This is a genomic window from Pseudarthrobacter sp. O4, assembly GCF_050157025.1.
GTDB lineage: Bacteria > Actinomycetota > Actinomycetes > Actinomycetales > Micrococcaceae > Arthrobacter.
Map to the genome: position 1 here is coordinate 2,017,449 of NZ_CP189591.1, position 25,967 is coordinate 2,043,415.

At 67.8% G+C, this 25,967-nt stretch carries 21 protein-coding genes; 17 read left to right on the forward strand and 4 right to left on the reverse strand.

Annotation, left to right across the window (positions count from 1 at the left end; all coding sequences use genetic code 11):
* Window positions 1–213: 213 nt before the first annotated feature.
* The 11 genes from ACQCSU_RS09280 (at window position 214) to bcp (ending at window position 13,412) form a co-directional block, all read left to right on the forward strand.
* A complete protein-coding gene (locus ACQCSU_RS09280; RefSeq protein ID WP_426979444.1) occupies window positions 214–879 on the forward strand; it encodes a response regulator transcription factor in 666 nt (221 codons plus the stop codon).
* 12 nt (window positions 880–891) lie between these two features.
* Window positions 892–2,466 (forward strand): sensor histidine kinase, encoded by a 1,575-nt coding sequence (locus ACQCSU_RS09285; protein WP_426979445.1) that lies wholly within the window; start codon window positions 892–894, stop codon window positions 2,464–2,466.
* Between the two features lie 64 nt (window positions 2,467–2,530).
* Window positions 2,531–3,781, forward strand: a complete 1,251-nt coding sequence (locus ACQCSU_RS09290; RefSeq protein WP_426979446.1) for a glycosyltransferase family protein — start codon at window positions 2,531–2,533, stop codon at window positions 3,779–3,781.
* Entirely contained in the window at window positions 3,768–4,988 is a 1,221-nt protein-coding gene (locus ACQCSU_RS09295; protein WP_426979447.1) for a glycosyltransferase, read from the forward strand. Before ACQCSU_RS09290 ends, ACQCSU_RS09295 begins: the two co-directional genes overlap by 14 nt.
* Window positions 4,985–6,163 carry a glycosyltransferase family 4 protein gene (locus ACQCSU_RS09300; RefSeq protein ID WP_426979448.1) on the forward strand — a complete coding sequence of 393 codons (1,179 nt, stop codon included), beginning with the start codon at window positions 4,985–4,987 and terminating at the stop codon, window positions 6,161–6,163. The genes ACQCSU_RS09295 and ACQCSU_RS09300 overlap by 4 nt, the downstream gene beginning before the upstream one ends.
* A gap of 161 nt (window positions 6,164–6,324) precedes the next feature.
* Window positions 6,325–8,046 carry an ABC transporter ATP-binding protein gene (locus ACQCSU_RS09305; protein ID WP_426979449.1) on the forward strand — a complete coding sequence of 574 codons (1,722 nt, stop codon included), beginning with the start codon at window positions 6,325–6,327 and terminating at the stop codon, window positions 8,044–8,046.
* Window positions 8,043–9,362 (forward strand): phosphotransferase family protein, encoded by a 1,320-nt coding sequence (locus ACQCSU_RS09310; RefSeq protein WP_426979450.1) that lies wholly within the window; start codon window positions 8,043–8,045, stop codon window positions 9,360–9,362. The genes ACQCSU_RS09305 and ACQCSU_RS09310 overlap by 4 nt, the downstream gene beginning before the upstream one ends.
* Window positions 9,359–10,489, forward strand: coding sequence for a phosphotransferase (locus tag ACQCSU_RS09315; protein WP_426979451.1), 1,131 nt, complete (start codon window positions 9,359–9,361; stop codon window positions 10,487–10,489). Before ACQCSU_RS09310 ends, ACQCSU_RS09315 begins: the two co-directional genes overlap by 4 nt.
* A gap of 2 nt (window positions 10,490–10,491) precedes the next feature.
* The gene (locus ACQCSU_RS09320) at window positions 10,492–11,616 is read left to right on the forward strand and encodes a phosphotransferase (RefSeq protein ID WP_426979452.1); all 1,125 of its coding nucleotides are present in this window, start codon (window positions 10,492–10,494) and stop codon (window positions 11,614–11,616) included.
* A 153-nt stretch (window positions 11,617–11,769) separates the two neighbouring features.
* Window positions 11,770–12,606 carry an alpha/beta fold hydrolase gene (locus ACQCSU_RS09325; protein ID WP_426979453.1) on the forward strand — a complete coding sequence of 279 codons (837 nt, stop codon included), beginning with the start codon at window positions 11,770–11,772 and terminating at the stop codon, window positions 12,604–12,606.
* Between the two features lie 326 nt (window positions 12,607–12,932).
* Window positions 12,933–13,412, forward strand: a complete 480-nt coding sequence (bcp, locus tag ACQCSU_RS09330) for a thioredoxin-dependent thiol peroxidase (RefSeq protein ID WP_426979454.1) — start codon at window positions 12,933–12,935, stop codon at window positions 13,410–13,412.
* 73 nt (window positions 13,413–13,485) lie between these two features.
* Here bcp and ACQCSU_RS09335 read toward each other — a convergent pair whose 3' ends face one another.
* Complete coding sequence (locus ACQCSU_RS09335; RefSeq protein ID WP_426979455.1) at window positions 13,486–14,334, reverse strand: class I SAM-dependent methyltransferase; 849 nt, start codon at window positions 14,332–14,334, stop codon at window positions 13,486–13,488.
* 126 nt (window positions 14,335–14,460) lie between these two features.
* Here ACQCSU_RS09335 and ACQCSU_RS09340 point away from each other — a divergent pair, with 126 nt between their 5' ends.
* From ACQCSU_RS09340 to purM, 3 genes are all read left to right on the forward strand, one after another.
* Complete coding sequence (locus tag ACQCSU_RS09340) at window positions 14,461–14,832, forward strand: hypothetical protein (RefSeq protein WP_426979456.1); 372 nt, start codon at window positions 14,461–14,463, stop codon at window positions 14,830–14,832.
* 65 nt (window positions 14,833–14,897) lie between these two features.
* On the forward strand, window positions 14,898–16,562 hold the full coding sequence (gene purF / locus ACQCSU_RS09345) for an amidophosphoribosyltransferase (protein ID WP_426979457.1): 1,665 nt from the start codon (window positions 14,898–14,900) through the stop codon (window positions 16,560–16,562).
* A complete protein-coding gene (purM, locus tag ACQCSU_RS09350; RefSeq protein ID WP_426979458.1) occupies window positions 16,559–17,737 on the forward strand; it encodes a phosphoribosylformylglycinamidine cyclo-ligase in 1,179 nt (392 codons plus the stop codon). The genes purF and purM overlap by 4 nt, the downstream gene beginning before the upstream one ends.
* Before the next feature lie 91 nt (window positions 17,738–17,828).
* Here the strand turns inward: purM and ACQCSU_RS09355 are convergent, their stop codons facing one another.
* Window positions 17,829–18,623, reverse strand: a complete 795-nt coding sequence (locus ACQCSU_RS09355; protein WP_426979459.1) for a VOC family protein — start codon at window positions 18,621–18,623, stop codon at window positions 17,829–17,831.
* Between the two features lie 247 nt (window positions 18,624–18,870).
* On the reverse strand, window positions 18,871–19,104 hold the full coding sequence (locus ACQCSU_RS09360) for a DUF3073 domain-containing protein (protein ID WP_426979751.1): 234 nt from the start codon (window positions 19,102–19,104) through the stop codon (window positions 18,871–18,873).
* A 291-nt stretch (window positions 19,105–19,395) separates the two neighbouring features.
* On the opposite strand from ACQCSU_RS09360, the gene ACQCSU_RS09365 reads away from it, so the two are divergent.
* A complete protein-coding gene (locus tag ACQCSU_RS09365; protein ID WP_426979460.1) occupies window positions 19,396–20,223 on the forward strand; it encodes a septum formation family protein in 828 nt (275 codons plus the stop codon).
* A gap of 75 nt (window positions 20,224–20,298) precedes the next feature.
* Here ACQCSU_RS09365 and clpB read toward each other — a convergent pair whose 3' ends face one another.
* The gene (clpB, locus tag ACQCSU_RS09370) at window positions 20,299–22,968 is read right to left on the reverse strand and encodes an ATP-dependent chaperone ClpB (RefSeq protein ID WP_426979461.1); all 2,670 of its coding nucleotides are present in this window, start codon (window positions 22,966–22,968) and stop codon (window positions 20,299–20,301) included.
* Window positions 22,969–23,464: 496 nt separating this feature from the next.
* Between clpB and ACQCSU_RS09375 the strand changes: the two genes are divergently transcribed.
* The gene (locus ACQCSU_RS09375) at window positions 23,465–24,523 is read left to right on the forward strand and encodes a LacI family DNA-binding transcriptional regulator (protein ID WP_426979462.1); all 1,059 of its coding nucleotides are present in this window, start codon (window positions 23,465–23,467) and stop codon (window positions 24,521–24,523) included.
* A 117-nt stretch (window positions 24,524–24,640) separates the two neighbouring features.
* Entirely contained in the window at window positions 24,641–25,960 is a 1,320-nt protein-coding gene (locus ACQCSU_RS09380; RefSeq protein WP_426979463.1) for an MFS transporter, read from the forward strand.
* Window positions 25,961–25,967 lie beyond the last annotated feature (7 nt).

The window sequence follows — 25,967 nt, forward strand, 5'->3', positions numbered from 1 at the left end:
GCCGGAAAAACTCGCGCACGGACACTTGCGGTGTCCGCTCAACGCCCGAAGTCAGGGCGCGTCGAGGCCGCTGGGGCCTCCGATTACCTCCCAGCTCACGTGCAGGAGACGCCGCAGTTTTGGAGTAGGCCTGAAGTCCGGGAAATAGTGCCAGAAGCGCGGACGTGCGCTCCACTGGACAGTTCCGGTCCCGGGCTTTTCCAGGGGGTCACCGTGATCCGCATACTCATTGCCGAAGACGAAGAGCGCATCTACCGATTCATCGAGAAGGGGTTGCGGGCGGCTGGCTACGCCCCCACGGTCGTCGCGGACGGCGTCAAAGCCGTGGACTACGCGTCCAGCGGCGAGTTCGATCTCCTGCTCCTCGACGTCGGGCTCCCCCGCCTGGACGGCTTCACGGTCCTGTCAACGCTGCGCCGGGCGCAGATTGGCATCCCGGTCATTTTCCTGACGGCCCGGGGCTCGGCCGCGGACACCGTGGCCGCGCTGGAGGGCGGCGCGGACGACTACATGGTCAAGCCGTTCCGCTTCGAGGAACTTGTGGCCCGTATCAGGGCCCGGCTCCGCCCAGCGGAGAACGGCGATCCGTCCCCGGGCAACGTCCTGCACTACGGCGTCCTGGAACTGAACCTCCTCACGCGCACGGTGAGCGTCGGGGACAAGACCGTCGAGCTCTCGGCCCGCGAGTTCGCACTGGTCGAGATGTTCCTGCTCCACCCGGGGCAGGTCCTGAGCCGGCAACAACTCCTCAGCCACGTGTGGGGTTACGACTTTGACGGTACGTCCAACGTCGTGGATGTGTATGTGCGCCAGTTGCGGCTGAAGCTCGGCGCGGACCACATCGTCACCACCCGCGGCGCCGGATACAGCCTGGGCTAGGAAGGACAAGCCGTGACCGCCACCCTTGGCCGACTGCGCGAAAGCGCCCGGGCCGCGCGCGCTACGCCTCCGGTGCCTCCCGCCGGCTCCGATCCGGACCGGCCCGGTTGGAGCGCCAAGGCACATTCGGTGCGCTTCCGCGTGGTGGCCGCCATGCTGCTCATGATGCTCGCAGGGCTGGTGACCGCGGGAATCATCACGTTCGCGGTCCAAATCCAGGACTCCGACGCCAGAATGGACCAGGCCCTCCTGGACAAGGCCCACGCCGTGGTCAAACTGGTGCCGAGCGACAAGAAGACGGAGCGGGAGGCCCTCGAGCGTGGGCTCCATGAGGCCGCCGAGGACATCGAGCCGCGCAGCAACGAAGTGATGGCCGGCATCACCGAAGAGAAGGTCGACTGGACGGTGGACGGCAGCCCAGAGCAGAACCTCCTCGACAAGGACATGTACCCCGCGGCCGCCGCCCTGGCCGATGCTTCCGGCGCGGCCTTCGGCGACCTCGCCGCCCAGGGGCGCCCCTTCCGGGCTGTCGTCGTGCCGGTGAAGGGGCCGCCCGGACCGACGAGCTATCTCCTGGTCGGACGGGACACCGCAGACCTTCAGGAACATCTCGTGTCCACAGTCCAGACCTTCGTCCTGGTGTCCGCCTGTACGCTGCTCGCTGCCGCCGCACTCGGTAGCATGGTGGCCGGCAGACTGCTGTATCCCCTGCGCCGGCTGCGCGAAGCCACCCAGGTGGTCAGCCCCGAGGACATGACACAGCGGGTGGAAGTTCGGAAAGGCGCGGACGACGTCACGATGCTCGCGAAGACGTTTAACACCATGCTGGAAAGACTCGATGAGGGCGCGCAGGAGCAGCAGAAGTTCCTCGACGACGCCGGCCATGAGCTGCGGACCCCGCTGACGATTCTCCGCGGACATCTGGAACTCGTGTCGGTGGACGACCCCGCCGATGTGACCACCACGCGGGACATGCTGCTCGAGGAAGTGGACCGGATGCAGCGCCTCGTGGACGACCTGCTGCTGCTGGCCAACGCAGGCCACCCTGATTTCCTCAGGAGGGAGCCCATCCGGGTCCCCGAATTCCTCCATCAGGTGATGGAAAAGGTCCATGTCCTCGCGGACCGCCGCTGGCAGCTGGACGAGACGGCCGATTCCGTGCTGGAAGCGGACCCGCAGCGGCTCACCCAGGCCCTCGTCCAACTGGCCGCCAACGCAGTCAAATATACCGGGCCGTCCTCCACGATCGCCCTCGGCAGCCGGGTGGAGAGTTCGACGGCGCCGGACGGCTCGCCGCTGCCGGGTTCGGACACGCTGCAGCTGTGGGTGCGGGACACCGGGACCGGAATCGCTTCGGAGGACCAGCACCGGATCTTCGAGCGGTTCGGCCGGGCCCACCCCGGCCGGGGACAGGAGGGCTCCGGACTCGGCCTGGCAATCGTCTCCGCCATCGCCGAAGCGCATGGCGGGACCGCCGGCGTCGAATCCGAATACGGCGCCGGGTCCCGCTTCATGATCCGGATCCCGCTGCAGTCAATCGGGGCCGGCACTGAACCCCTGCCTGGCCTGTTCATGAAGAATCATTAATCTTCCCCTCATCCATTCCTCACGCTGCGGCCGCAGGCTGGTAGCAAAGGACAGGGCGGGGAGGATGGCCGTGGAGCCACTGCGGATAGTGCTGTACTCACATGATTCAGTGGGCTTGGGGCATGTGCGCCGCAATCTGGCACTGGCCCACGCACTCGCCAATCAGCTCCCGGGGCTGACTGGCCGCCCCGTCACCGGTATCCTCATCACCGGCACCTCGCACGCCCCCGGCTTCCCGGCCCCGAAGGGCTGGGACTGGGTACTGCTACCCGGCGTCGGTAAAGGCCCCGAGGGTTACCTGCCGCGGAACCTCAACCTGCCCATGGCCGAGCTCGTATCCCTGCGTTCCAGGCTGCTTCAGGGGGTGCTGGCTGGCTTCTGCCCGGACCTGCTGATTGTGGACCGCCACGCCACCGGGGTGCACCGGGAGCTGGAAAGCGCTCTGCGGCATGCCCGCGCGGACGGCCCCGTGCGCGTGGTGCTGGGCCTGCGTGAAGTCCTCGACGCCCCGGACGTCGCCTTCACCGAATGGGCCCGCTTCGGCGGACCACGGGTGGTCAAGACCCTGTTCGACGCGATCTGGGTCTACGGCGACCAGGCCATCCACGACCCGGTGGCGTCCGGCGAGATCCCGTTCTCGCTGCGCAAGCTCATCCGCTACACCGGCTACCTCGCCGCCGGGCGCCCTTCGGTCTCCGGCCTGAGTTGCATGGACGGCCCCTATGTGATGACCACCGTGGGCGGCGGCTCGGACGGACACGCCCTGGCGCGGCTCGCCGCAGCCACGCCGGTCCCGGCCGGGCTGGGCCACCTGGTCGTGGCCGGCCCGCAGATGCCCGCCGAGGAGTTCCAGGACCTCGAGCGCCACGCCCGCCCAGGGGTCAGGGTGGTCACGGCACTGGACGACATCGTCTTCCACCTCCGACACGCGGCGGCTGTGGTCGCGATGGGTGGGTACAACACGGTCTGCGAGATCATGAGCACCAACGTCCCCGCCCTCATTGTGCCCCGTACGCAGTCGCGGGCTGAGCAGCGCATCCGGGCCGCCTCCCTCGCCGAGGCCGGCTACCTTGAACAGCACGAGATCGGCACGCTGACCCCGGAGATCCTGGCCGACTGGCTGGCCGAACGGATCGGCACCACGGTGGACCGCCGGCGCGCTGTCCTGGACGGGCTGATCCGGGTCCCGCAGCTGGCCGCCGAGCTGCTGCAGCCCGCCGTCGCGGCCGGCGTCGCCGCGGACGACGCGGACGACGCGGACGACGCGGAGGTTCCCGCAGCCGCGAAGGGAAGTGCCGCCCGTGTTGCCGTCTGAACCGGGGACGGCCTACGTCCTCAAGATGTATCCACGCTTCTCGGAGACGTTCATCGTCTCCGAGATCCTTGCACGCGAAGCCGCAGGGGACCGGATCGAAATATTCTCACTGCGGCCTACGACCGATCCCCGGTTCCACGCCGAACTCGCCCGCGTGCAGGCCCCTGTGACCTACATCGACCGGCCCATCAAAACTGTGGCCCTGTGGGAGTGCCTCCAAACGGCCGTGGCAGCCGGCCTCACGCCAGCCCTGGGCCGGAACCTTGGCGAACTCGCCGCGGCCACAGCAGACGACGCCGTCCAGGCCATCAACCTGGCCACCGCCCTGCAGAGCCGGAACATCCGGCACATGCACGTCCACTTCGCCTCCGGCGCCACCACCGTGGCGCGGCTGGCCTCGGCCATCACCGGCATCCCCTTCTCCTTCACCGCCCACGCCGTGGACATCTTCCACGAGTCCGTCCGCGATGACGACCTCCAGCTGAAGCTCGAACAGGCCCACCACGCCGTGACAATCAGCCGCTTCAACCTTCGCTACCTGCGCCGCCGCTTCCCGACCTCCACCTCCCGGCTGCACCTGGTCCGCAACGGACTGGAGCTGGAGCGTTTCCCGTACCGGGATCCGCGCCCGCTCGAGACCCCGCTGCGCCTCGCCGCGGTGGGACGGCTGGTGGAGAAGAAAGGGTTCCAGCATCTGCTGCCGGCCGCCGCCGAACTACTGGGCCAGGGGGTCAAGCTGGAGCTGCGCATCGCCGGCACCGGCATCCTGGCCGAGGAGCTGGAGGCCAGCATCGGGCAGCTTCAGCTGCAGGACAACGTCCGCTTGCTCGGGCCCCAGACCCAGGACCAGATCCACGAACTGCTCGACTCCGCCGATGTCTTCGTGGCCCCCTGCGTCGTGGGCGCCGACGGCAACGCTGACGGCATGCCCACCGTCCTGCTCGAAGCCATGGCCACGGGAGTCCCCTGCGTCAGCACATCAGTCACCGGGATTCCGGAAGCCATCCGCAACGGCTCCACCGGCGTCCTGGTCCGGCCGGGAAATCCCCACGCGCTTGCCCGCGCCGTCCACACCCTCGCTTCGCCCGGCACCGACAGGGTGGCCTTGGCCCGCAACGCCCGCGCACTGGTCGAGGAGGACTACGACGTCCGCCGCCAGGCCGAGCTTCTGAGGGCACTTTCCCGCCCAGAGAGGCAAGTCGCATGACACGCGTGGCCTATCTCTGTGCAGACCCTGGAGTGCCCGTCTTCGGCACCAAGGGCTCCTCGGTCCATGTCCAGGAGATCGTCCGGGCGTGGCGGGGCACCGGTTCCGACGTCACGGTCTACTGCGCCCGCTGCGGCACGGACCGGCCCGCCGACCTGGTCGATCTCGACGTCGTGGAGGTCCCACCGAAGTCCGCCACGGCCGGCGCCGCCCGCGAACAGGCCAACGAGGACGCCGCGCTGGCCCTCGTGGATGAGGTACTCCACCGCGGCTGCGGCCTGGTCTACGAACGCTATTCGCTGTTCAGTCCGGCGCTCTCCGTGCTTGCCCCCGTGCTGGACATCCCGTCGGTGCTCGAGGTCAACGCCCCGCTGATCGAGGAGCAGCAACGCTACCGCCAGCTGGTGGACGTCAAGAAAGCCGAGACCGTGCTGCGGCGCAACGCCGGAACTGCCGACGTCGTCGCCTGCGTCTCCGAGCCGGTGGTCCGCTGGGTGCGGGAAAGGGTGCCGACCGCGCGGGCGGTGCTGGTGCCGAACGGCGTCAACGTCCACCGGATCACGCCCCGCCAGCCCGGCCGGCGCAACCCGAACCACCTCACCGTCGCCTTTGTCGGCACGCTCAAGCCCTGGCACGGGGTCCCGGGCCTGCTGCACGGCGTGGCCCTGGCCAACGCCCAAACTGCGGACCCCACGCGCCGCTGGCGGGTGCTGGTGATCGGTGACGGCCCCGGCCGCGAGGACCTCGAACGGCTCGCCGCCTCGCTCGGGGTCGAGGCCGAATTCACCGGCGCGGTGCCACCCGACGCCGTGCCCCGGCTCCTTGACCGCGCCGACGCCGCGGCCGCCCCCTACCCGGCCGACGTCGCGGGCGAGGACGACTACTTTTCCCCGCTCAAGGTCTACGAATACATGGCGGCCGCGCTGCCGATCATCGCGAGCGCCGTGGGCCAGATCCCGTCCATCCTCGAGCCGGGACGGACCGGGATCCTGGTGCCGCCCGGTGAACCGGCGGCGGTGGCCGAAGCCCTCACCCGGCTCGCCGAGGATCCCGCCCTGCGCGAACGGCTCGGCGCGTCCGCCCGGGCGGACGCGGTGCAGCGGTTCAGCTGGGACGGCGTGCTCACGCGCATCACCCGTTCGCTGCCACCGGTCCGGAGGGTCGCCGCCCAATGAGCACACGAACGAGGCAATCACCACGGCGGAGCTGGCGGACCTTCTGGCGGAGGCCTGCCGCCAAAGCGCCGGCGGCGCCGTCACCGTTGCGGCGGACCTTGCGGTGCGTCCGTCCGCACTTGCGCGGGCACAGGCTGCTGATCACGTGGGGCTTCATTGCCATGGCCGCAGAGGTCCTCCTCCGGCTTCTTGAACCGTGGCCGGTGAAGATCGTCCTCGACGCCGTCTCGCGCTCGCTTGGCGCCAGCCTACGCCGGTCTCCGTTCAGCGCTGAGGCGAGCGCAGAACTGCTCTTCCTCTGTGCCGGCGCGGTGGTCGCCATCAGTATCGTCCGGGCCATCGCGAGCTACTTCTCCGCGATCTCGTTCGCCCTCGTGGGGACGCGGATCTCGTCCGAGTTGCGCGCCCGGACCTTCCGGCATCTGCAGAGCCTGTCGATGCGGCACCACAGCCATGCCTCCACCGGGGACACCGTCCAGCGGCTGGTAGGAGACGTGTCGCGACTGCAGGAAGTGGCTGTCACCGCCGGCCTCCCCCTCATCGGCAACACCGTGTCTCTGATGGCCATGACCATCATCATGATCTGGCTCGATCCCCTGATCGCCCTCGTGACCTTCCTTGGCATCGGCATTTTCTTCCTGCTTTCGCGCAAGAGCTCGGGCTCAATCACCTCCGCCGCCCGCAAGTCCCGGAAAGGTGAGAGCGCACTGGCCACCACGGCCGCAGAGACCCTGGGGGCCATCCGGGAAGTCCAGGCATACGGGCTTGAAGACACCATCAGCTCCGGTTTCCGCAGCAGCAACCAGGCAGCCCTTGGGTCCGGCGTCGCCGCACTCCGGCTGTCCGCCAGCCTGCAGCGGAAAACCGACGTGCTGACGGGGATCGCGACGGCGGTGGTCCTGGCCGCCGGCGGGTGGCGGGTCATGCAGCACGCGATCACGCCAGGGGACCTCGTCGTTTTCCTCTTCTACCTGAAAACCGGAATGAGGCCGCTCAAGGATGTCGCCAGGTATACGAGCCGGGTGGCCCGCGCGACGGCCTCCGGGGAACGCGTCGCGGACCTGCTGGAGGCCCAGAGCGACCTGCCCGAAGCACCCCACGCCGTCGCACTCAAGAGCCCCCACCCGGACATCGTGTTTGACAACGTCTGGGCAGGCCACCTGGACGGGACCATGGTACTGAAGGGGATCAACCTGACCATACCGGCGGGCCAGCACTGCGCCCTGCTGGGGCCCTCGGGTGCCGGAAAGTCAACGCTGGCAAGCATGGTCCTTCGCATGGTGGACCCGTGGGAGGGGAGCGTCAGCTTGGGCGGCGAAGACCTGCGGGATGTCACGATCGCTTCGGTCCGCTCCCATGTCTCGATCCTGCTCCAGGACTCCGTGCTGTTCGGCACCACGGTCCGGGAAAACATCAGGTTCGGCCGCCTCGACGCCACGGACGAGGAGATCGAGGATGTCGCGGCCCTTGCCCAGGCCGACAGTTTCATCCGGGCACTGCCCCAAGGCTACGACACGGTCCTCGGCGAGTCGGCCAACGATCTCTCCGGGGGCCAGCGCCAGCGGCTGGCCGTCGCCCGCGCCATGCTCCGCAAGGCCCCAATCGTGATTCTGGACGAGGCCACCGCCGGCCTTGACCCTGCCTCCCGCGATTCAGTCCTCAGCGCCCTCGACCAACTCACCGAGGGCCGTACCTCCATCACGATTACCCACGACATCAACTCGGCGCGGTCGTGCGACCGGTTGATCTGGCTCGAAGACGGCGAAATCGTCGAAGAAGGGCCGCCGCTGTCGCTGCTGGCCAACCCCAGTTCCCGGTTCGCCGGGTGGGTCCGGCGGCAACAGACCAAGCAACCGGATGAGCTGTTCGAGGTGCCAACATGAGTAGCGCGCTGCAAGGGCAAGGTCAGGAGGGACAAGGGCTGCAAGCCCAGCGGCGCGAAGCGGACCGCGCCCTGGCGGCCAGGGACACCCGGATCCCGGCACTGAACTGGGTGCTCGACGACGAGCTGCTCTCGGAGCTGCTCGGCGAACAGGTCCGCATCACCAGGACCCGCTACAAGCCTGGAACTTCCGTTCTGGTCGCCTTCCGCCGTAGCGGCGGCGACGGGGCGGAAACATTCGGCTGGGCCTCAACCACAGCCGCCGAGCACGCCGGAAAACTGCACCGGAGGGCGGCAAGCACGCGGGGTCACGGCGGCGGGATCCGGCTGGTCCAGCCCGACCATCTCGACCCCGACGTCGTCGTCGCGGCCGGCCGCATCGAGGAAGACTGGCCGTTGCGCGCCAACCTGCGCTGGCTCCGGGATCACGGGCTCGGACGACTTGGAGCATTCCCCACGACACCGGGGCGATTCCTGGATCCCCCGGCCAGCGTGCTCAGATACAACCCGGAGCGCAGGCTCGTTGTCAGGCTCCCCTCCGGCACGCGTTCTGTCGTCGTCAAAACTGCCGCCCAACCCGACGACGAGGCCACCGGACTCCGGCTGCGGCAGCGGCTGCAGCGCCACGGCGTCCCGGTCCTTCCCGAACTCGCCGACGCCGAATGCACTCGGCACGGGGTCAGCGCCTCCCCCGGTTGGGGCGACGGAGACCTCAGCGGCATGAACAACGATGCGGCCGCCTTCCCCGCAGGCGAAGCCCTGGCGGTGCTCCACCGGATCCAGCCAGGACCCGACGCCGATCCCGCGGAGGAAGTGGGAAATCTGGTCCGCCAGCTCGCGGCGACCCGGTCCATGCTCGCCCAGTTGCTTCCTGACCTCGAGGTTCCGGTCAGCGAGCTCGCAAACCGGCTGCTGGCAAAAACGTGCAGCCCACGCGGCCACCAGAGCGTGCTGGTACACGGCGACTTCTCGGCGGACCAGGTCCTGGTGAATGGCGCGGCCATCCGCATCATCGATTTTGACCGTGTCAGGACGGCCGACGCGGCAATGGACCTTGGCTCCTTCGCTGCCGTGGAGGAAATCGCCGAGGCCTCCGGGGCGGGAGCACAGGCGGGTACCCCGGTAGGAGGCCGCAAGACGGCCCGGCTTATCGAGGGCTACCGCCAGGCTGGCGGTAGCGTCTCGCAGCCCGGGGTGGATACCTGGGCAGCCTTCCGGCTGTTCCTGAACAGCGTGGACCCGTTCCGGAACCGGGCTAGCGACTGGCCGGCCGACACTTCCTGGCACGTCCGCCGAGCGTTAGAGCTGATCGCATGAACTGGCACCCGCCGCTTTGGAATTACACCGACGACGCCGGCGCCGCGTGGCGCGTCCTCAAGGCGTGGCACGACAAAGAACCCGGAGAGTACCTGCTGGAGGTCGTGGCTGCGGAACGGCCCTGCGTCCGGGGAGCCCATCTCAGCCATGGCCACTTTGAGCTCCTGCCGGAGGACGATCCGGAGCTGCCAGCCCTTCGGACCGAAAGACAGCGCGGGGAAATCATCTCCCACTGGCCCTACAAGCGGGCGATCATCCGGGCGGAGGGCTGCTACATCAAGGTCTTCCGGCCAGGCAGCGCCCTCGTCCCCGCCGAGCGGTGCGCTCAGATGAACATCCTGCTGGACGCCGGCGCCTTCACGGCGCCCAAGGTGCTTCAGAGCTCCCCGGACATCCTCGTTTTCAGCACTCTCTCCGGACCAACGCTGGGCCAAATCGGCGAGGACTACGTCACGATCGGCGAAAAAGAGTTCGCCGGCGCATGGGAAAAATGGTCCCGCGCCTGGCTCGCCCAGCTGAGCGCGGCGTCTGACGCCAGCAGACGAACCGTTTTGAGCACCCTTCCGGTCCATTCCCCGGAGGTGGAAGCGAAGGCCGTGTCCCGTTGGTTGAAACGATGGCTGCGCCACGCGGAGGATGTCCCCGAGCTGGCGTCCCAACGCGAGACGTTACGCGCCAGGGCAGATTTCATCACGGCGAACCTGCTCGGCTCGGCACCGGACCCGCTTGTATGGGCCCACGGAGACCTGCACGACCGGCAGATCATCGCCGGCGACGGCCGATCCCCGTTCGGGTTGCTGGACTTCGACGATGCAGCCCAGGCCGAGGCCGCCCGCGACCTCGCCTACCTGGATTTCCATCTGGAGCGGCGCCTGTGGCGCAATAACCTGACGCCGGCGCGATACCTTAAGGCCCACACGGAGGTGCTGGCCGTCGCCGAGCAATTGCAGGTTAGCCCGGATCGACTCGATGCCTACGCGGACGCACGCTGGCTGCGCTTGGCCTGCTCTCCGCTCCCTTCGGGCTCATCGCTGGCGACCCGCGTTCTCGAGCAACGCGTGAAGCATCGTCAGTCCTTCGGATCCACCACACTGGTCGCCAGCCGGTCCCTCGGGTCCTGGAGCTGACCATGGGCTGGCACCCGCCCATCCCGGCCAGCATCCGGGACGTGGAGGACACCCGATGGCAGGTCATCAGGGCCTGGCCCGGCCTCACAGCGGAGGACTACATCCTGGAGCTTCTGGCACCGGACCGGCCAGGCGTCCGGGCAGCCCACCTCCGTTCCGGAGCGCTGGAATTGCTACCGGCGGGCCGGGACCGCCGTCTTCCCGCGCTCAGGCACATGGCGAAGCACGGTGAAGTGTTGGTGCACCGGGCGTACCGCCGTGCCGTGGTCCGCTCCGGGGACCAGTACGTCAAGATCTTCCGGCTCCGCCAGGCCGCCGACGCCACAGACAGGCATGCTTTGATGAACGGGCTTCTCGGCGCCGAGGACTTCCTCACCCCGGACATTGTGTCCTACACGCCGGGCTGCCTCACCCTCACCGGCCTGCCCGGACGTTCCCTGTTCGAACTCGGCAAGGATCCCGCGGTCAGCGACGACGTGTTCGAGAAGGCCTGGCAAAAATGGTCCGAGGGGTGGGTCCGGCAGCAATCGCTCGCCCGGGCCCTTCCACAGCGTCTCACCCTCGAGGCGCTCCCGCCCCGGCCCGCCGCCGTCGAACTGGCGAACCTTCGCCGCATCGTGAACCTGTGGATGCTGCACGCCCACGACGTTCCTGCGGCCGAAGGGCAGCGTTCCGCCGTCCGCACGGCAGCCACGCGGGTCGCCCAGGGGCTGCTGGGGACCGAGGCTGATCCCTTGGTGTGGTCGCACGGGGACCTCCACGACAAACAGATCTTCGTTCACAATCCCGACGATTCGTTGGGGCTGCTGGATTTCGACGAGTCCGGGCGGGCCGAAGCCGCGGCAGACCTGGCAAACCTTGCCGTGCACCTTCAGCTGCGGCTGCGGCAACAGCGGCTGAGCGTACAGCGGTACCAGACAGCCCGGCGGCACGTCATCGCGGCCGCCCAGGAACTGCGGGTGACGCCGGCGCGCTTCGACGCTTACGCCAACGCGACCCGCCTGCGGCTGGGGTGCCTCTATTCCTTCCGGCCCGAGTGGGCGGCCCTGGCCGAGGACTTCCTGTATCCGCCGGCCGCACCGGATACAGCCATATCCCCGGCCGGCCACTCGGCGGGCCGGGCCTGACCGGACGGCCAAGCGGGGGCGAAGCCGGGCCGACATGGCCGGGCCCAACCGGGAACACCGCCCCGGGCGGAGGCGTTGGCCCCTGTAGCGGCACCCACCGCTGGGACGCTCCTGCACGTACTGACTGCACACCGTACCGAGAGGACTGCTGACATGGCTCACATCAAGGTTGGAACAGAGAACAGCACCGACGTCGAGCTCTACTATGAGGACCGCGGGGCCGGGCAGCCGGTGGTTTTGATCCACGGCTACCCGCTGGACGGCTCCTCCTGGGAGAAGCAGACCACGGCGCTGCTGGGCGCGGGCTACCGCGTCATCACCTATGACCGGCGCGGCTTCGGAAAGTCCAGCAAGCCCACCGAGGGCTACGACTACGACACGTTTGCCGCGGATCTCAACACACTTTTGACCACGCTGGACCTGAACGGCGCCGTGCTGGTGGGCTTCTCGATGGGCACGGGCGAGGTGGGCCGCTACCTCGGCAACTACGGTTCCGAAAGGGTGGCAAAGGCCGTGTTCCTCGGCTCGCTGGAGCCGTACCTGCTGCAGGCCGAGGACAACCCTGACGGCGTCCCTCAGTCCGTCTTCGACAGCCTCACGGAAGCGGTGACCGCGGACCGCTATGCCTTTTTCACCGAGTTCTTCAAAAACTTCTACAACAGCGAGACGTTCCTCGGCACGCCGCGGCTCAGCGAGGAAGTCATGCGCGCCGGCTGGAACCTCGCGACGTCCGGCGGCGCCGCCGCGTCGGTAGCAGCCCAGCCCACCTGGCTGACCGACTTCCGCAAGGACATCCCCAGGATCGACGTCCCGGCACTGATTGTCCACGGCACGGCGGACAACATCCTGCCGATCGACAACACGGGCCGGCGCTTCGCCGAGGCCCTGCCGAGCGCCGAATACACGGAGATCGACGGCGCCCCGCACGGCATGCTGTGGACGCATGCGGCCGAGGTCAACGAGGTGCTGCTGCGGTTCCTCGCGAAGTAGGCGATTCCAGCCCCGCAAACAGGGCCGGCACATACGCCTTGACGGGGGCACGATGAAGGTACCGGATCCAGCGAATGCCCTGGCAGAATCCGGCGTCGAGCCCCCTCTAGCACGGGAGTGCCACATCCAGATCGGCTGGCTCGCGGGCCGGCCCCCACAAGGGGCACTTTGACACGAAACGCCGGGCCGACGTCGGACTTCCGGACCCCTGATGGCTCCAAAGCCGCCCCGGACCGCCTGGCGAACCCGCACCGGACGGCCGGATACTGCAATTACCGCCGGTGTTGTGTACCTCAGACCCTATTTCCATCGCCCGAAGGATCCTCATGAGCCCGAACCTGACTGTCAAGCTCCAGCCCGGCACCCCGGCCCCCGTCTTCACCCTGCCGGACGCCGCCGGCAAGCCGGTGTCCCTCGCCGATTACCGCGGCAAGAATGTCATTGTGTACTTCTACCCGCAGGCCGCAACGCCCGGCTGCACCACCGAGGCGTGCGATTTCCGCGACAGCCTCTCCTCGCTGCAGGGCTCCGGCTACGAGGTCCTCGGGATCTCCCCCGATGCCCCCGAGGCACTGGCGCACTTCACCGGCGACTTCGCCCTCACCTTCCCGCTCCTGGCGGACGAGGACCATGCCGTGGCGCTGGCCTACGGCGCCTGGGGCGAGAAGCTGGTCAACGGCGAGATCATCGAGGGCATTATGCGCTCCACGGTGGTGCTCGATCCCGAGGGCAAGGTGAAGCTGGCCCAGTACCAGGTCAAGGCCCAGGGCCACGTGGAGGCGCTCAAGGAAAAACTGGGCGTCTGATCCCTCGCCATCGCCCGGAGCGGCTCGTAGGCTCGGTCCAAAAGCCCCGGCCTGAGGCAGGCGCGTACCCCGGCTAAACCCTCGTTCCCGCCACAATCGTGGCGGTGGACCGGAGCCTGATGGCACCGCCGTGCTCGTAGCGGCCCAGCATCTGGAAGACATCCGAGCGGATCAGCTCCCGGGCTTCCCTGTCCGCCTTGGCCAGGCCCAGCACCACGGGGGCGGCGATGTCCGTCATGAACTCCCAATAGATCTCCGGCGACTCCTGCACGAGGTCCGTGCTGACCTTCCGCTCCGTCACATCGACAAGCCCGGCGTCCCTGAAGATCCGGCCCATGTAGCCCTGGGCGGCGCAGCGGAAAAGCCCGGGCGCACCGGCTGGCGGCACCGGCAGTTCGGTGTGCCGGGCAATGGTCCCCAGAATGAGGCTCGCCCAGGGGTTTTCCGCGGCGCGGCCCCAGACTGCCGCGGTGATCCGGGCGCCCGGCGCGGCCACCCGCACCATCTGCTGCAGGGCGGCGGTCATGTCCGGAAAGAACATGAAGCCGAAGCGGCAGAAGATCGCGTCGAAGGTGCCGTCCTCGAACGGCAGTGCGCCGACGTCGCTGACCCTGGTGCGCACATTGGCCAGGCCCCTCGCTGCGGCTTTCTCCGCCGCCACCCGGAGCATTCCTTCCGAAAGATCGGTCAGAGTGACGCTGCCCTGCGGAACCAGTGCTGCCGCCGTCAGCCCGGGCTCGCCCGTGCCGGAGGCGACGTCGAGCACGGTGGAGTCGGGGCGGAGCCTGGCCTCCTCAATGAGGGCGTCCCCGAAGGGGCCGTGCCAGCCGAGCACTTCAACGTCCCATTTCTTCCAGCCCGCCGAGAACGTATCCCAGATGCTCCGTTGCTGGTCACGGATCTGCTCGGCTGAGGCTGACATGGCGGTTCCTAAGCTTTGTCCGTACCTAGCCCTCCCCCACCCCTATAGTGTGCTCCCGTCGCCCGGCCGGATCAACGCGTTGTTCGCCGGAACCGTGGCAGGGAGCAGGGCAGTAGGCTTTATGCCATGTCTTCCCCAGAAACTCCTGCGCCCGGCCGGCGCGAAGTCACCGTCCGGCGGGCACCGAAGTACGTGCCGTTCCTGATCCTGGGCGGTCTGCTCGGCGTCGCCGTGGCCGCCATCCTCGCCTATGGTGTCCCGGGTAATGATAGCTACGACCCCGGCGCGGTTTTCGGTTTCTTCCTGGTCCTGTTCGCCGCCGGCGGCGCCGTCCTGGGCGCCGTCGCCGCCCTGCTCCTGGACCGCCTGAGCGTCCGCCGAGCGGAGCGCGCCGTCGTCGAAGCGATCCCGGACAGCGTCCCGGACTCCGGACCCGAAAACGACGGCCAGTCCGACGGCGGCCACGACGGCGGCACCGGCAGCCAGAACCGGCCCTGAGCCCTGCGCAGGTCATAAAGCAGCGGCCGGAAAAGTCTTAGCGCACAACGTGAGATAATCGACCAGTGGCACGCGGCGATGGAAAACTTTCTCATGATCTTCTCCCCGGCGAAAAAGGCCCTCAGGACGCATGCGGCGTCTTTGGGGTCTGGGCTCCCGGCGAAGAGGTTGCAAAACTCACCTATTACGGGCTGTATGCACTGCAGCACCGCGGTCAGGAGTCGGCTGGTATAGCCACCAGCGACGGCAAGCGGATTAACGTCTACAAGGACATGGGCCTCGTTTCCCAGGTCTTCGACGAGACCACGCTGAACACCCTGACCGGGCACCTGGCCGTCGGCCACTGCCGTTATTCCACTACGGGCGCCAGCCACTGGGCCAATGCCCAGCCCACCCTGGGCGCGACGGCGACAGGCACCGTGGCCCTGGCCCACAACGGCAACCTCACCAACACGGCCGAACTCAAAGCCATGATCGTAGACCGCAACGGCGGCCAGCTCACCGGTGAGATGAAGCAGGGAAACACCTCAGACACGGCCCTGGTCACCGCGCTCCTGGAGGGTGAAGAGGGCAAGTCCCTCGAACAGACTGCCATGGAGCTGCTGCCCGAGATCAAGGGTGGCTTCTGCTTCGTCTTCATGGATGAAGGCACCCTCTACGCCGCCCGCGACGCCTACGGCATCCGCCCGCTCTGCCTGGGCCGGCTGGAGCGCGGCTGGGTTGTCGCCTCCGAACAGTCCGCCCTGGCCACCGTCGGCGCGAGCTTCATCCGCGAGATCGAACCGGGCGAATTCATCGCGATCGACGAGGACGGCGTCCGTTCCCAGCGTTTCGCGGAGGCGACGCCGGCCGGCTGCGTATTCGAATACGTCTACCTCGCCCGCCCGGACGCCGCCATCGCGGGCCGCTCGGTCTACGAGACCCGCGTGGAAATGGGCCGCCAGCTGGCCCGCGAAAACACCCAGGAAGCGGACATCGTCATCCCGGTGCCGGAATCCGGTACCCCGGCGGCCGTGGGCTACGCCGAGGAATCCGGCATCCCCTTCGCGCACGGCTTCGTCAAGAACTCCTATGTGGGCCGCACCTTCATCCAGCCCTCGCAGACCCTGCGCCAGCTCGGCATCCGTCTCAAGCTCAACGCGCTGGAATCCGTGATCCGCGGCAAGCGCGTGGTGGTGGTGGACGACTCGATCGTCCGCGGCAACACCCAGCGGGCCATCGTCCGGATGCTGCGCGAAGCCGGCGCCAAGTCCGTCCACATCAAGATTTCCTCGCCGCCGGTCAAGTGGCCGTGCTTCTACGGCATCGACTTCGCTTCCCGTGCGGAGCTCATCGCGAACGGCGCCACCGTCGAAGAGATCACCCAGGCGATCGGCGCCGATTCGCTGGCCTACATCTCCGAAGACGGCATGATCGGTGCCACCCAGCAGCCGCGCGAACGCCTGTGCACCGCCTGCTTCACCGGCAAGTACCCGATCGAGCTTCCCGGCGCGGACAAGCTGGGCAAGAACCTGCTGGAACGCACCGACCTCGGCGGTCTGACCGCGGCTGCCCCGGCAGCTGCCGACGCCGAGCCCGGCACCTCCCTGGACGAGGATCCGGCCGAGAAGCCCGGCGCCACCGGCTGCGATCCGGGACCGGACGCCGAATTCGAAGAACTGCTCACCGATGCCGATCGCGTCAACCCCGCCGATCGTTCCATTGCTGCCGACAAGAAAGAGCCCGTATGACTTCCGCCTCCCCGGCCGCTGACATGAACGCCGCCCAGAACGCCGCAGGCATCACCTACGCCTCTGCAGGCGTGGACGTCGAAGCGGGCGACCGCGCCGTCGAACTCATGAAGGACGCTGTTAAGGCGACCCACAACGCCTCGGTGCTTGGCGGCGTCGGCGGCTTCGCTGGCCTCTACGACGTCTCGAAGCTGCTCACCTACAAGCGCCCGCTGTTGGCCACGTCCACCGACGGCGTCGGCACCAAAGTGGCTATCGCGCAGGCCATGGACATCCACGACACCATCGGCTTCGACCTCGTGGGCATGGTGGTGGACGACATCGTGGTGGTGGGCGCCGAGCCGCTCTTTATGACCGACTACATCGCCTGCGGCAAGGTGGTCCCGGAACGGATCGCGGACATCGTCCGCGGCATCGCGGCCGCCTGCTCAGTTGCCGGCACCGCCCTGGTGGGCGGCGAAACGGCCGAACACCCCGGCCTCCTTGGTGAAAACGAGTACGACGTCGCCGGTGCCGCCACCGGTGTTGTCGAGGCCGACTCCCTGCTGGGCCCGGACCGCGTCCGCGCCGGCGATGTGGTGATCGGCATGGCCTCCTCCGGCCTGCACTCCAACGGCTACTCGCTGGTCCGCCGCGTCATCAACCACGCCGGCTGGGCCCTGGACCGCCAGGTCTCCGAACTCGGCCGCACCCTGGGCGAGGAACTCCTCGAGCCCACCCGTGTCTACGCGGCCGACTGCCTGGACCTGGCCCGCACCTTCCCGGTGAACTCATCCCCTGCCACAGGCGGCAAAGCTGTGCACGGCTTCAGCCACGTCACCGGCGGCGGCCTCGCGGCCAACCTGGCCCGCGTCCTGCCGCAGGGCCTGCTGGCCACCGTGGACCGCGCCACCTGGGAACTGCCTGCCATCTTCAAGCTGGTCGCCGAGCTGGGCAACGTCCCGCTGGCCGACCTTGAGCGCACCCTGAACCTGGGCGTCGGCATGGTCGCGATTGTTTCCCCGGAAGCCGCCGACGCCGCTGTGGAGCGCCTCAACGACCGCGGCCTGCCGGCCTGGGTCATGGGCACCGTGGAGGAAAATTCGGACTCGGTCCTCAAGACCGGCCCGGATTATGTGCAGGGCGCCAAGGGCGTCGACGGCGGCGCGGTCCGCTTGGTCAACGCCTACGCCTGACTCTTTTTAGAACGAGTGCCCCAGAACCGCCGTTTTGTCAACAGTTTTGTCAACGGCGGGTGTGGGGCACTCGTTCTGTTTCCGCTGCGGCTCAGACCTCCAGCAGGCTGAACACGCCGCCCTGCGGGTCCTTGAGCGTGGCGATGGTGCCGGCTTCCTCGTCGTCCGGTACTCCCTCATCCGGTTCCACCAGCACGACGCCGCCCGCGGCCACCGCGGCTGCCACGGCATCCGCCACACTGGAGACGCCGAAGTACACCTGCCAGCCGGGCCTGAGCGCGCCCTCGGCATCCGCCGGCACCGCCGCGATGCCGGCGACTTCCGCGCCGTCCACCATGAGCGTGGTGTAGGTCCCGCCGTCGTCCTGCGGATACTCGGTGACCTCGTGACCGAACAGCTGCTGGAAGAACCCGACGGCGGCCTGCGGCTCGGGCGTGAGCAGCTCGGCCCAGGCCAGGGCTCCGGGTTCCTCGCTGCGGGCGGTGCCGAAGTGTGTTCCGGCCTGCCATGCGCCGGTGGTGCCGCCGCCGGGCGGTGCAAAGAAGACCATCACGCCGGTTTCGCCCACGGCCTCGGGGCCGAATTCGAGGGTCCCGCCCGAGTGCGCCAGCTCCGCGGAGAGGTCCTGGGCGTCGTCGGCGGCGAAGTACACGTTCCATTGGCCGGGAGCCCCGGCGGCTTCCTGCTGGGGGTTCTGCGGGGCGATGACGGTCACCAGCCCGTCGCCCACGAACGCCTGCGCGTAGCTGCGGCCGTCCGGTGTGGGCAGGTCCTCATAGCGCCAGCCGAAGACCTCCGAGTAGAAGGACTTGGCAGCCTCCACGTCCCTGGTCTGGAGGTCGGTCCAGCAGACCTCGCCTGCAGCAAACCCTGTGCGCTTGGTCATGGTGTTCCTTCCGGTATATTCGCAGAGTGAAGCCGCTCCGCCATTTCGACGATTCCCTGACGGATTCGATGCTTCCATACGTATAGCAGGCAGGGAACCGTCCATACGGCGACGGCGCGGCGGCCCTGGCCAGCACGCGGCCAGAAAAAAGGCCCGCCGGCCGCACCTCTGAAGGGCGCGGCCGACGGGCCTGAAAATCAATGGCTGGAAATCCGGTACGGATAGGATTGCCGGAAAGAGGTGTCGACTAACCTATGCGGCGGGAATCAACCTCGTCGTCGTCTTCTTCCAAATCGTCCGCGTACTTATCCACATAGGCAGAATAGTCCGGCTCGACCGGGTCATCCGCGAAGTGGCTCGTGGCACGACTTCCCGGGCCCGTGAGCTCGCGCTGAAGGGCCGAATAGTCAGTGTTCGGGGAGTAGTACTTGATATCCCGAGCCTGCTTGGTAGCTTTTGCCTTTTGACGGCCGCGCCCCATGGCGTGACCCCCTTTTGTACTTGGACCGGAGGTGGTCACCTTGGCGATCGGTGAGGCCCCGGAATGTTTGGTCAATTTGTCGTACACCTAGATTACATGCTTTCGGCAGCAACTGCTCGCCAGTGCGGCTGCAGTGGACAGAGTGGCCCCACAGGCAGCCCCGGTCGTCGGGCCGGGCTGCATGCAGCCCGGCCTGAATCTTAGATAGAGTTTCGTAGTGGACCCCCAGAAACGGACCACTACGCCGGGCCTCGCGCCGAGGCAAAGATGCACGAAAGTGGTGAATTCCCAGTGACCGAAGAGAACACAAGGCACGGCGACGCCGGCACGCCTGACGTTCCCCGTGCCGGCGTGCCCGGCGAGCGGTCCGCCCCTGCCATTCCGCCGCGCCCCTCCACACCGCCGACGTCCGCGACGCCGCATGTCCCACCGGCTGTCCCGCCGGAGGACCTGCCTTCCGCGGCGCCCTCCACCCCTCCGCGGCCAATGCGTCCTTCGGTACCGCCGGTGTCCGGCGAGAGCAGCCGCAAGGCTGGCCCGCGCTGGTCGGACGCCGGCGCCGTGCTAGCCCGGAGGGTTGCCCTCCTGGACGGCTGGGTCAGGCGGCAGGGCATGCAGCGGATCGTAGCTGCCGGGGCCGTCGTGCTGGGGCTCCTGGTCTGGTTGCTCTCCGCGACGCTTATCGGCTCGAAGCCCTCCGCAGCGGAAAGCTCCCCCGCTCCGGCTGCAGCCTCTTCCTCGCCTGCTCCTGCCAGCCGCGGGACACTGCCGCTGGAAGGCGTCAGCCCGTTGGATTTCCAGCTCGGCGACTGCTTCAAGAATTTTGACCCGGATGCGCCGCAGTCCACCGTGGTGGCCTGCGACACCGGCCACTCGGCCCAGCTCATCGCCGTCCACCACTACCAGGGCTCCGACGCCTATCCGGGCCTGAAGGCGCTGAAGGACAAAGGCCGCGAGACGTGCCGTAATGCGCGGCTGGCGGCTGCTGCCACCAACTACGAATTGTTGCAGCGTAACGCCTACCCGAGTTCCAGCAGCTGGGAAAAGGGCGACCGCCGGGTGGACTGTTACGTCGTCGCCAACACCGGAAACGTCATCATGGAGTCCCTGCGTCTCTGACCGGGGCTCCATGAGAGCCCCCGGCCGGACCCGAAGGCCCGGCAGGGGGACTTTGCGCCACAGCAGTCTTGCCGCCTACTCCTTCCGTCGGACCGAGAGCCCGCTGCCGGCGGGAGGCCCGCCGTCGGGCCCGACGAGGGCCTCAAGCCCCTCAACGGTGAGTTCCTCGACGTCGGCAGCGGTGTCCACCAGCACGGTGTCGCCGTCGGCGATCTCCCCCGCCAGGATGGCCTTGGCCAGGCGATCGCCGATTTCCTTCTGCACGAGCCGGCGCAGCGGCCGGGCCCCATAGACGGGGTCGAAGCCGGACATGGCCAGCCAGGCCCGCGCGCCGTCCGTCACTTCGAGGCTCAACCGACGGCCGTGGAGGCGGCGGGACAGCTCGGCCACCTGCAGTTCCACAATCCGGGCCAGTTCATCCACGGTCAGGGCATCGAACAGCACAATCTCGTCGAGCCTGTTCAGGAACTCGGGCTTGAAGGAGGCGTTGACGGTGGCCATGACGGCTGCTCGCTTCGCCGCCGCGTCCATGGTCTGGTCGATCAGGAAATGGCTGCCCAGATTGGACGTGAGCACCAGGATCACGTTGCGGAAGTCCACGGTGCGGCCCTGCCCGTCCGTCAGCCGGCCGTCGTCGAGCACCTGCAGGAGGATATCGAAGACCTCCGGGTGGGCCTTCTCCACCTCGTCCAGCAGCAGCACGGAGTAAGGCCGGCGCCGGACGGCCTCGGTCAGCTGGCCTCCCTCCTCGTAGCCCACATACCCGGGAGGGGCGCCGACGAGCCGGGCCACGGTGTGCTTCTCCCCGTATTCGGACATGTCCAGCCGCACCATGGCGCGTTCGTCGTCGAACAGGAAGTCGGCAAGGGCCTTGGCAAGCTCGGTCTTGCCCACGCCCGTGGGGCCCAGGAAGAGGAAGGATCCGGTGGGCCGGTTGGGGTCGCTGATGCCGGCACGCGCACGGCGGACGGCATCGGATACGGCGGCCACGGCCTTCGACTGGCCGATCAGCCGCTTCCCCAGGATCTCCTCCATGTGCAGAAGCTTCTGGCTTTCGCCCTGCAGCATCCGGCCGGCCGGGATCCCGGTCCAGGCCGAAATGACCTCGGCGATGTCCTCTGCTGTGACCTCGTCGGCCACCATGAGTTCATGCTTGGGGGCGCCGCCGGCCACCCGGGCCGACTCCGCTTCCGCGGCGGCATTGAGCTCACGCTCCAGCGCGGGCAGTTCGCCGTACAGGATCCGGGAGGCCGCCTCGAGGTCGCCTTCGCGCTGGTATTTGTCCGCGGCAGAGCGGAGTTCGTCCAGCCTGGCCTTCAGCTCGCCCACCCGGTTCAGGCCGGCCTTCTCGGCTTCCCAGCGGGCGTTGAGGGCGGCCAGTTGCTCCTTCTTGTCCGCCATGTCCGCTCGGAGTGCCGCGAGCCGTTCCACTGAGGCGGCGTCTTTTTCGTTGGCGAGGGCCAGCTCCTCCATGGTCAGCCGGTCCACGGCGCGGCGCAGCTGGTCGACCTCCTCCGGCGCCGAGTCGATCTCCATGCGCAGCCGGGACGCGGCCTCGTCCACCAGGTCAATGGCCTTGTCCGGCAGCTGGCGCCCGGAGATGTAGCGGTTGGACAGTGTCGCGGCTGCCACGAGCGCCGAGTCCGCAATGGCCACCTTGTGGTGCGCCTCGTACCGTTCCTTGAGCCCACGCAGGATGCCGATGGTGTCCTCGACGCTGGGCTCACCGACGTAGACCTGCTGGAATCGTCGCTCCAGGGCCGGATCCTTCTCGATGTGCTCGCGGTATTCGTCCAGGGTCGTTGCGCCGATCAGCCGCAGCTCACCGCGGGCCAGCATGGGCTTGAGCATGTTGCCGGCGTCCATGGAGCTCTCCCCCGTCGCGCCCGCGCCCACCACCGTGTGGAGCTCGTCGATGAAGGTGACGATCCGGCCCTCCGAATTCTTGATTTCCTCCAGGACAGCCTTGAGCCGCTCCTCGAACTCACCGCGGTATTTGGCGCCCGCGACCATGGAGGCGAGGTCCAGGGCGACGAGGGTCTTGCCGCGCAGGCTTTCGGGCACGTCGCCGGCCACGATCCGCTGGGCGAGTCCCTCGACGACGGCCGTCTTGCCCACGCCGGGCTCACCGATGATCACGGGGTTGTTCTTGGTGCGGCGGCTCAGCACCTGCATGACGCGCCTGATCTCCGTATCGCGCCCGATCACGGGGTCCAGTTTCCCCGCACGGGCCATGGCGGTCAGGTCCGATCCGAACTTCTCCAGCGCCTTGAAGGTGTTCTCCGGGTCCGGGTTGTCCGCCTTGCGGTTACCGCGGACGCCTGGCAGGGCGGCGAGCAGCGCCTCATGGGAGGCACCGGCGTCGCGCAGGAGCTTGCCGACGCCGTCGCTCCCGGCCGAAAGCCCCAGCAGCAGGTGCTCGGTGGACACGAAAGTGTCCCCGAGCCGCTCCGCCTCGTTCTGGGAGTTCTTGATGGCCTGCATGGCGCTCCGGGAGAGCTGGGCCTGCTGCACGGAACTGCCCGACGTGGCGGGGAGCGCCTTGATGGCGGTGCTCGCCTGGACGCTGACGGCATCAGGGTCCGTGCCCGTGGCGCGGAGAAGCGCGACGGCGACACCCTCCCGTTGGTCCATGAGCGCCTTGAGCAGGTGCGCTGGTTCGAGCTGCGGGTTCCCTGCCGTCGAGGCGTTCATGGCTGCTGCCGAAAGAGCCTCCTGGCTCTTGGTGGTGAATTTGGCGTCCAAAGGGAGCTCCTGCCGGAATGGTGCTGTTATCAGAGTTGAGTCTAACCCGCTCAACTCCGTCCTGACACGTTTGGGTCCATGTTTGCCCACGGCGAATCCACTGTCCAGTGCCGGACGGCCCCGGGCTTGCGGGACGGGCCGGCTGGCCGGGCCGGTTGGTCGGGCTGGTTGGCCGAGCTGGCGGGTCGGGCTGGCGCGGACCGCGGGACATGCCCCCCGCTAGGCCTGGCGCGGACCGCGGGACATGCCCCCCGCTAGGCCTGGCCACTGGGCATAGTCCCGCCATGCCCATTGTCCGGGGCTTGGAGTGGACATGTCCCTAAGGATTGGATCGAAAGAATGGACATGTCGCCCTAGGGCCCGACGACGGCCAATGGACATGTCCCCCGCCACGCCCCGCCAGCGGATAAAATTACTTAACGTTGCTTAACGCTCGGGCGCTTACCTAATGTAACTGAGGTCACAGGGACAACAACGAGAGCGAAGGAGGACGGAGATGCGCAAGGACGCCACCAGCGTTGCCGCTGATCGCCCCGCTACGCCGGTATCCGCCGCTTCCGTTGCCCGGGCCGCAGGGGTTTCCTCAGCGGCGGTGTCCTACGTACTCAACGGCAAGGGCGGCGTTTCGCCGGAAACCCGACGCCACATCATCCATGTGGCGAACGAGCTGGGCTTCAGGCCCCGTAAGTCCTCGCAATCAACCGACCTTCAGCGGACCCGCGTGATCGGCCTGATCCTGCCGAATATCATCAACCCGATGTTTCCGCGCTGGGCCCAGGGCATCATTTCCGCCGCCGCCGAATCCGGCTACGAAGTGTTTGTCGCCACCACGCAGGACGATCCCGAAGTCCTCGCCCAGGTCACCGCGACGCTCGCTCACCGCAATGTGGACGGGATCATCCTGGCCGCATCACTCCGGGATGACGCCACGGCCCTGCGTACCCTGCGGGCGGCCCGGATCCCGTATGTTTGCCTCTCGCGCCGCGCCGACTTCCTCGACTCGGACTTTGTCGGAATCGACGACGACGCCGCGGCAACGACACTGATGCAGCACATGCTGAGCCACGGTTTCACGGAGATCGCCACCGTGATCGGCCCTCGATTCTCCACCGCATCCCTGGCCCGCGAACAGGCCTTCGTTCGCACTGCCGCCGCGGCCGGCATCACCATCAGCGGTGACCGAAAAATCAGTACCCGGGTCAACAACGAGGGCGGCCGGCTGGCGGCCGAACGGCTATTCTCCAGCGGCAGGCCCCCGCAGGCCGTGGTGTGTGGCAGCGACGAACTGGCCATAGGCGTGATGGAATACGCACTGTCCAAGGGCTTGCGGATCCCGGAGGACGTGGCCGTCGCAGGCTGCGATGGACTGCCGCACAGCCGCTCCGGGCTGATCAACCTCACCAGCATTGTCCAGCCGCAGCAGGAAATGGCCCACGAGGCCTTCACTATGCTGCTCAAACGCATCGAAGCCCCGTCCAGCACCTACAACACCAAGGTGTGCCGGCACCGCCTGCATATCGGGCGGACCTGCGGCTGCACGCCGCCCGCCGGCTAGCCACACTCCATCACCTGCTCCCGGGCAGCCGCCCGGCCCCAATGAGGCTGCCCGGCCACCGGGCTGCCCACTGTTCCTGGCCACCAACCCTGACCCCAAATTCAAGGACGAAGACCCATGTCAGTTGTATCCGCACCAACGAAGATGCGCACACCGCAGGAAATTAACGGCGTGATTCTCCGCCGAGTCATGCCGCTCCTGATCGGCGCTTACATCATGGCTTTCCTGGACCGCACCAACATCGGCATGGCCAAGGACCGGTTGGAGATAGATCTCGGCCTCTCCGCCACCGCCTTCGGCATCGGTGCCGGGCTGTTCTTCCTGACCTACGCCCTGTCAGAGATCCCGTCCAACCTGATCATGCACAAGGTCGGCGCGCGCTTCTGGATCATGCGGATCATGATCACTTGGGGCATCATCTCCGCCTGCATGGCGTTCGTGCAGGGCGAATGGTCCTTCTACATCATGCGGATGCTGCTCGGCGTGGCCGAGGCCGGGCTCTTTCCCGGCGTCATGTACTTCCTGACGCAATGGTTTGTGGTCAAGGACCGCGCCAAGGCCAACGGCATGTTCCTGCTGGGCGTCTCCATCGCCAACATTGTCGGCGCACCGCTAGGCGGCCTGCTGCTGACCCTCGACGGCTTCGCGGGCCTGCACGGCTGGCAGTGGATGTTCATCATCGAAGGCCTGCCGGCCTGCGTCCTCGCCTACGTCGTCTGGAAGAAGCTTCCGGACCGGCCCACCAAGGCCACGTTCCTCACCGCCGAAGAAGCCACCGACCTCGAGGCCCGCATCGCTGCCGAAGAGAAGGCCGGCGCGGAAGCTTCCGGCAACCACCGCCTCCGCGATGTCCTGAAGGATAAGCAGATCCTCCTCGTGGTGGGCATCTACTTCACCCACCAGATCGCCGTCTACGCGCTGTCCTACTTCCTGCCCTCCATCATCGGCACCTACGGCAAGCTCAATCCACTGCAGATCGGCCTGCTCACGGCCATCCCGTGGATCTTCTCCGCTGCGGGTGCCCTCCTGGTCCCGCGTTTCGCCACCGACGGCCGGCGCTCCCGGATGCTCGTTACGGGAACGATGATCGGCATTATCGCCGGCTTCACCCTCGGCGCCGTCGGCGGCCCCTTGCTCGGCATGATCGGTTTCTGCCTCGCCGCCTTCAACTTCTTCGCTTTGCAGCCGATCCTCTTCACCTACCCAGCCACCCGGCTCACCGGTGCCGCCCTCGCCGGCGGCATCGCCTTCGTCAACACCATCGGCCTCTGCGGCGGCTTCCTCGGCCCGTACGTCATGGGCCTGATGCAGGACGCCACGGGCTCCAAACTCTCCGGGCTCTGGTTCATCGTCGGCATGTGCACCCTCGGCGCGCTCCTGTCGCTGTTGCTCAAGCGGGGCACGGAGAAGCCCCAGGGCATCCCGTCCGCGCACTGACGCAGCC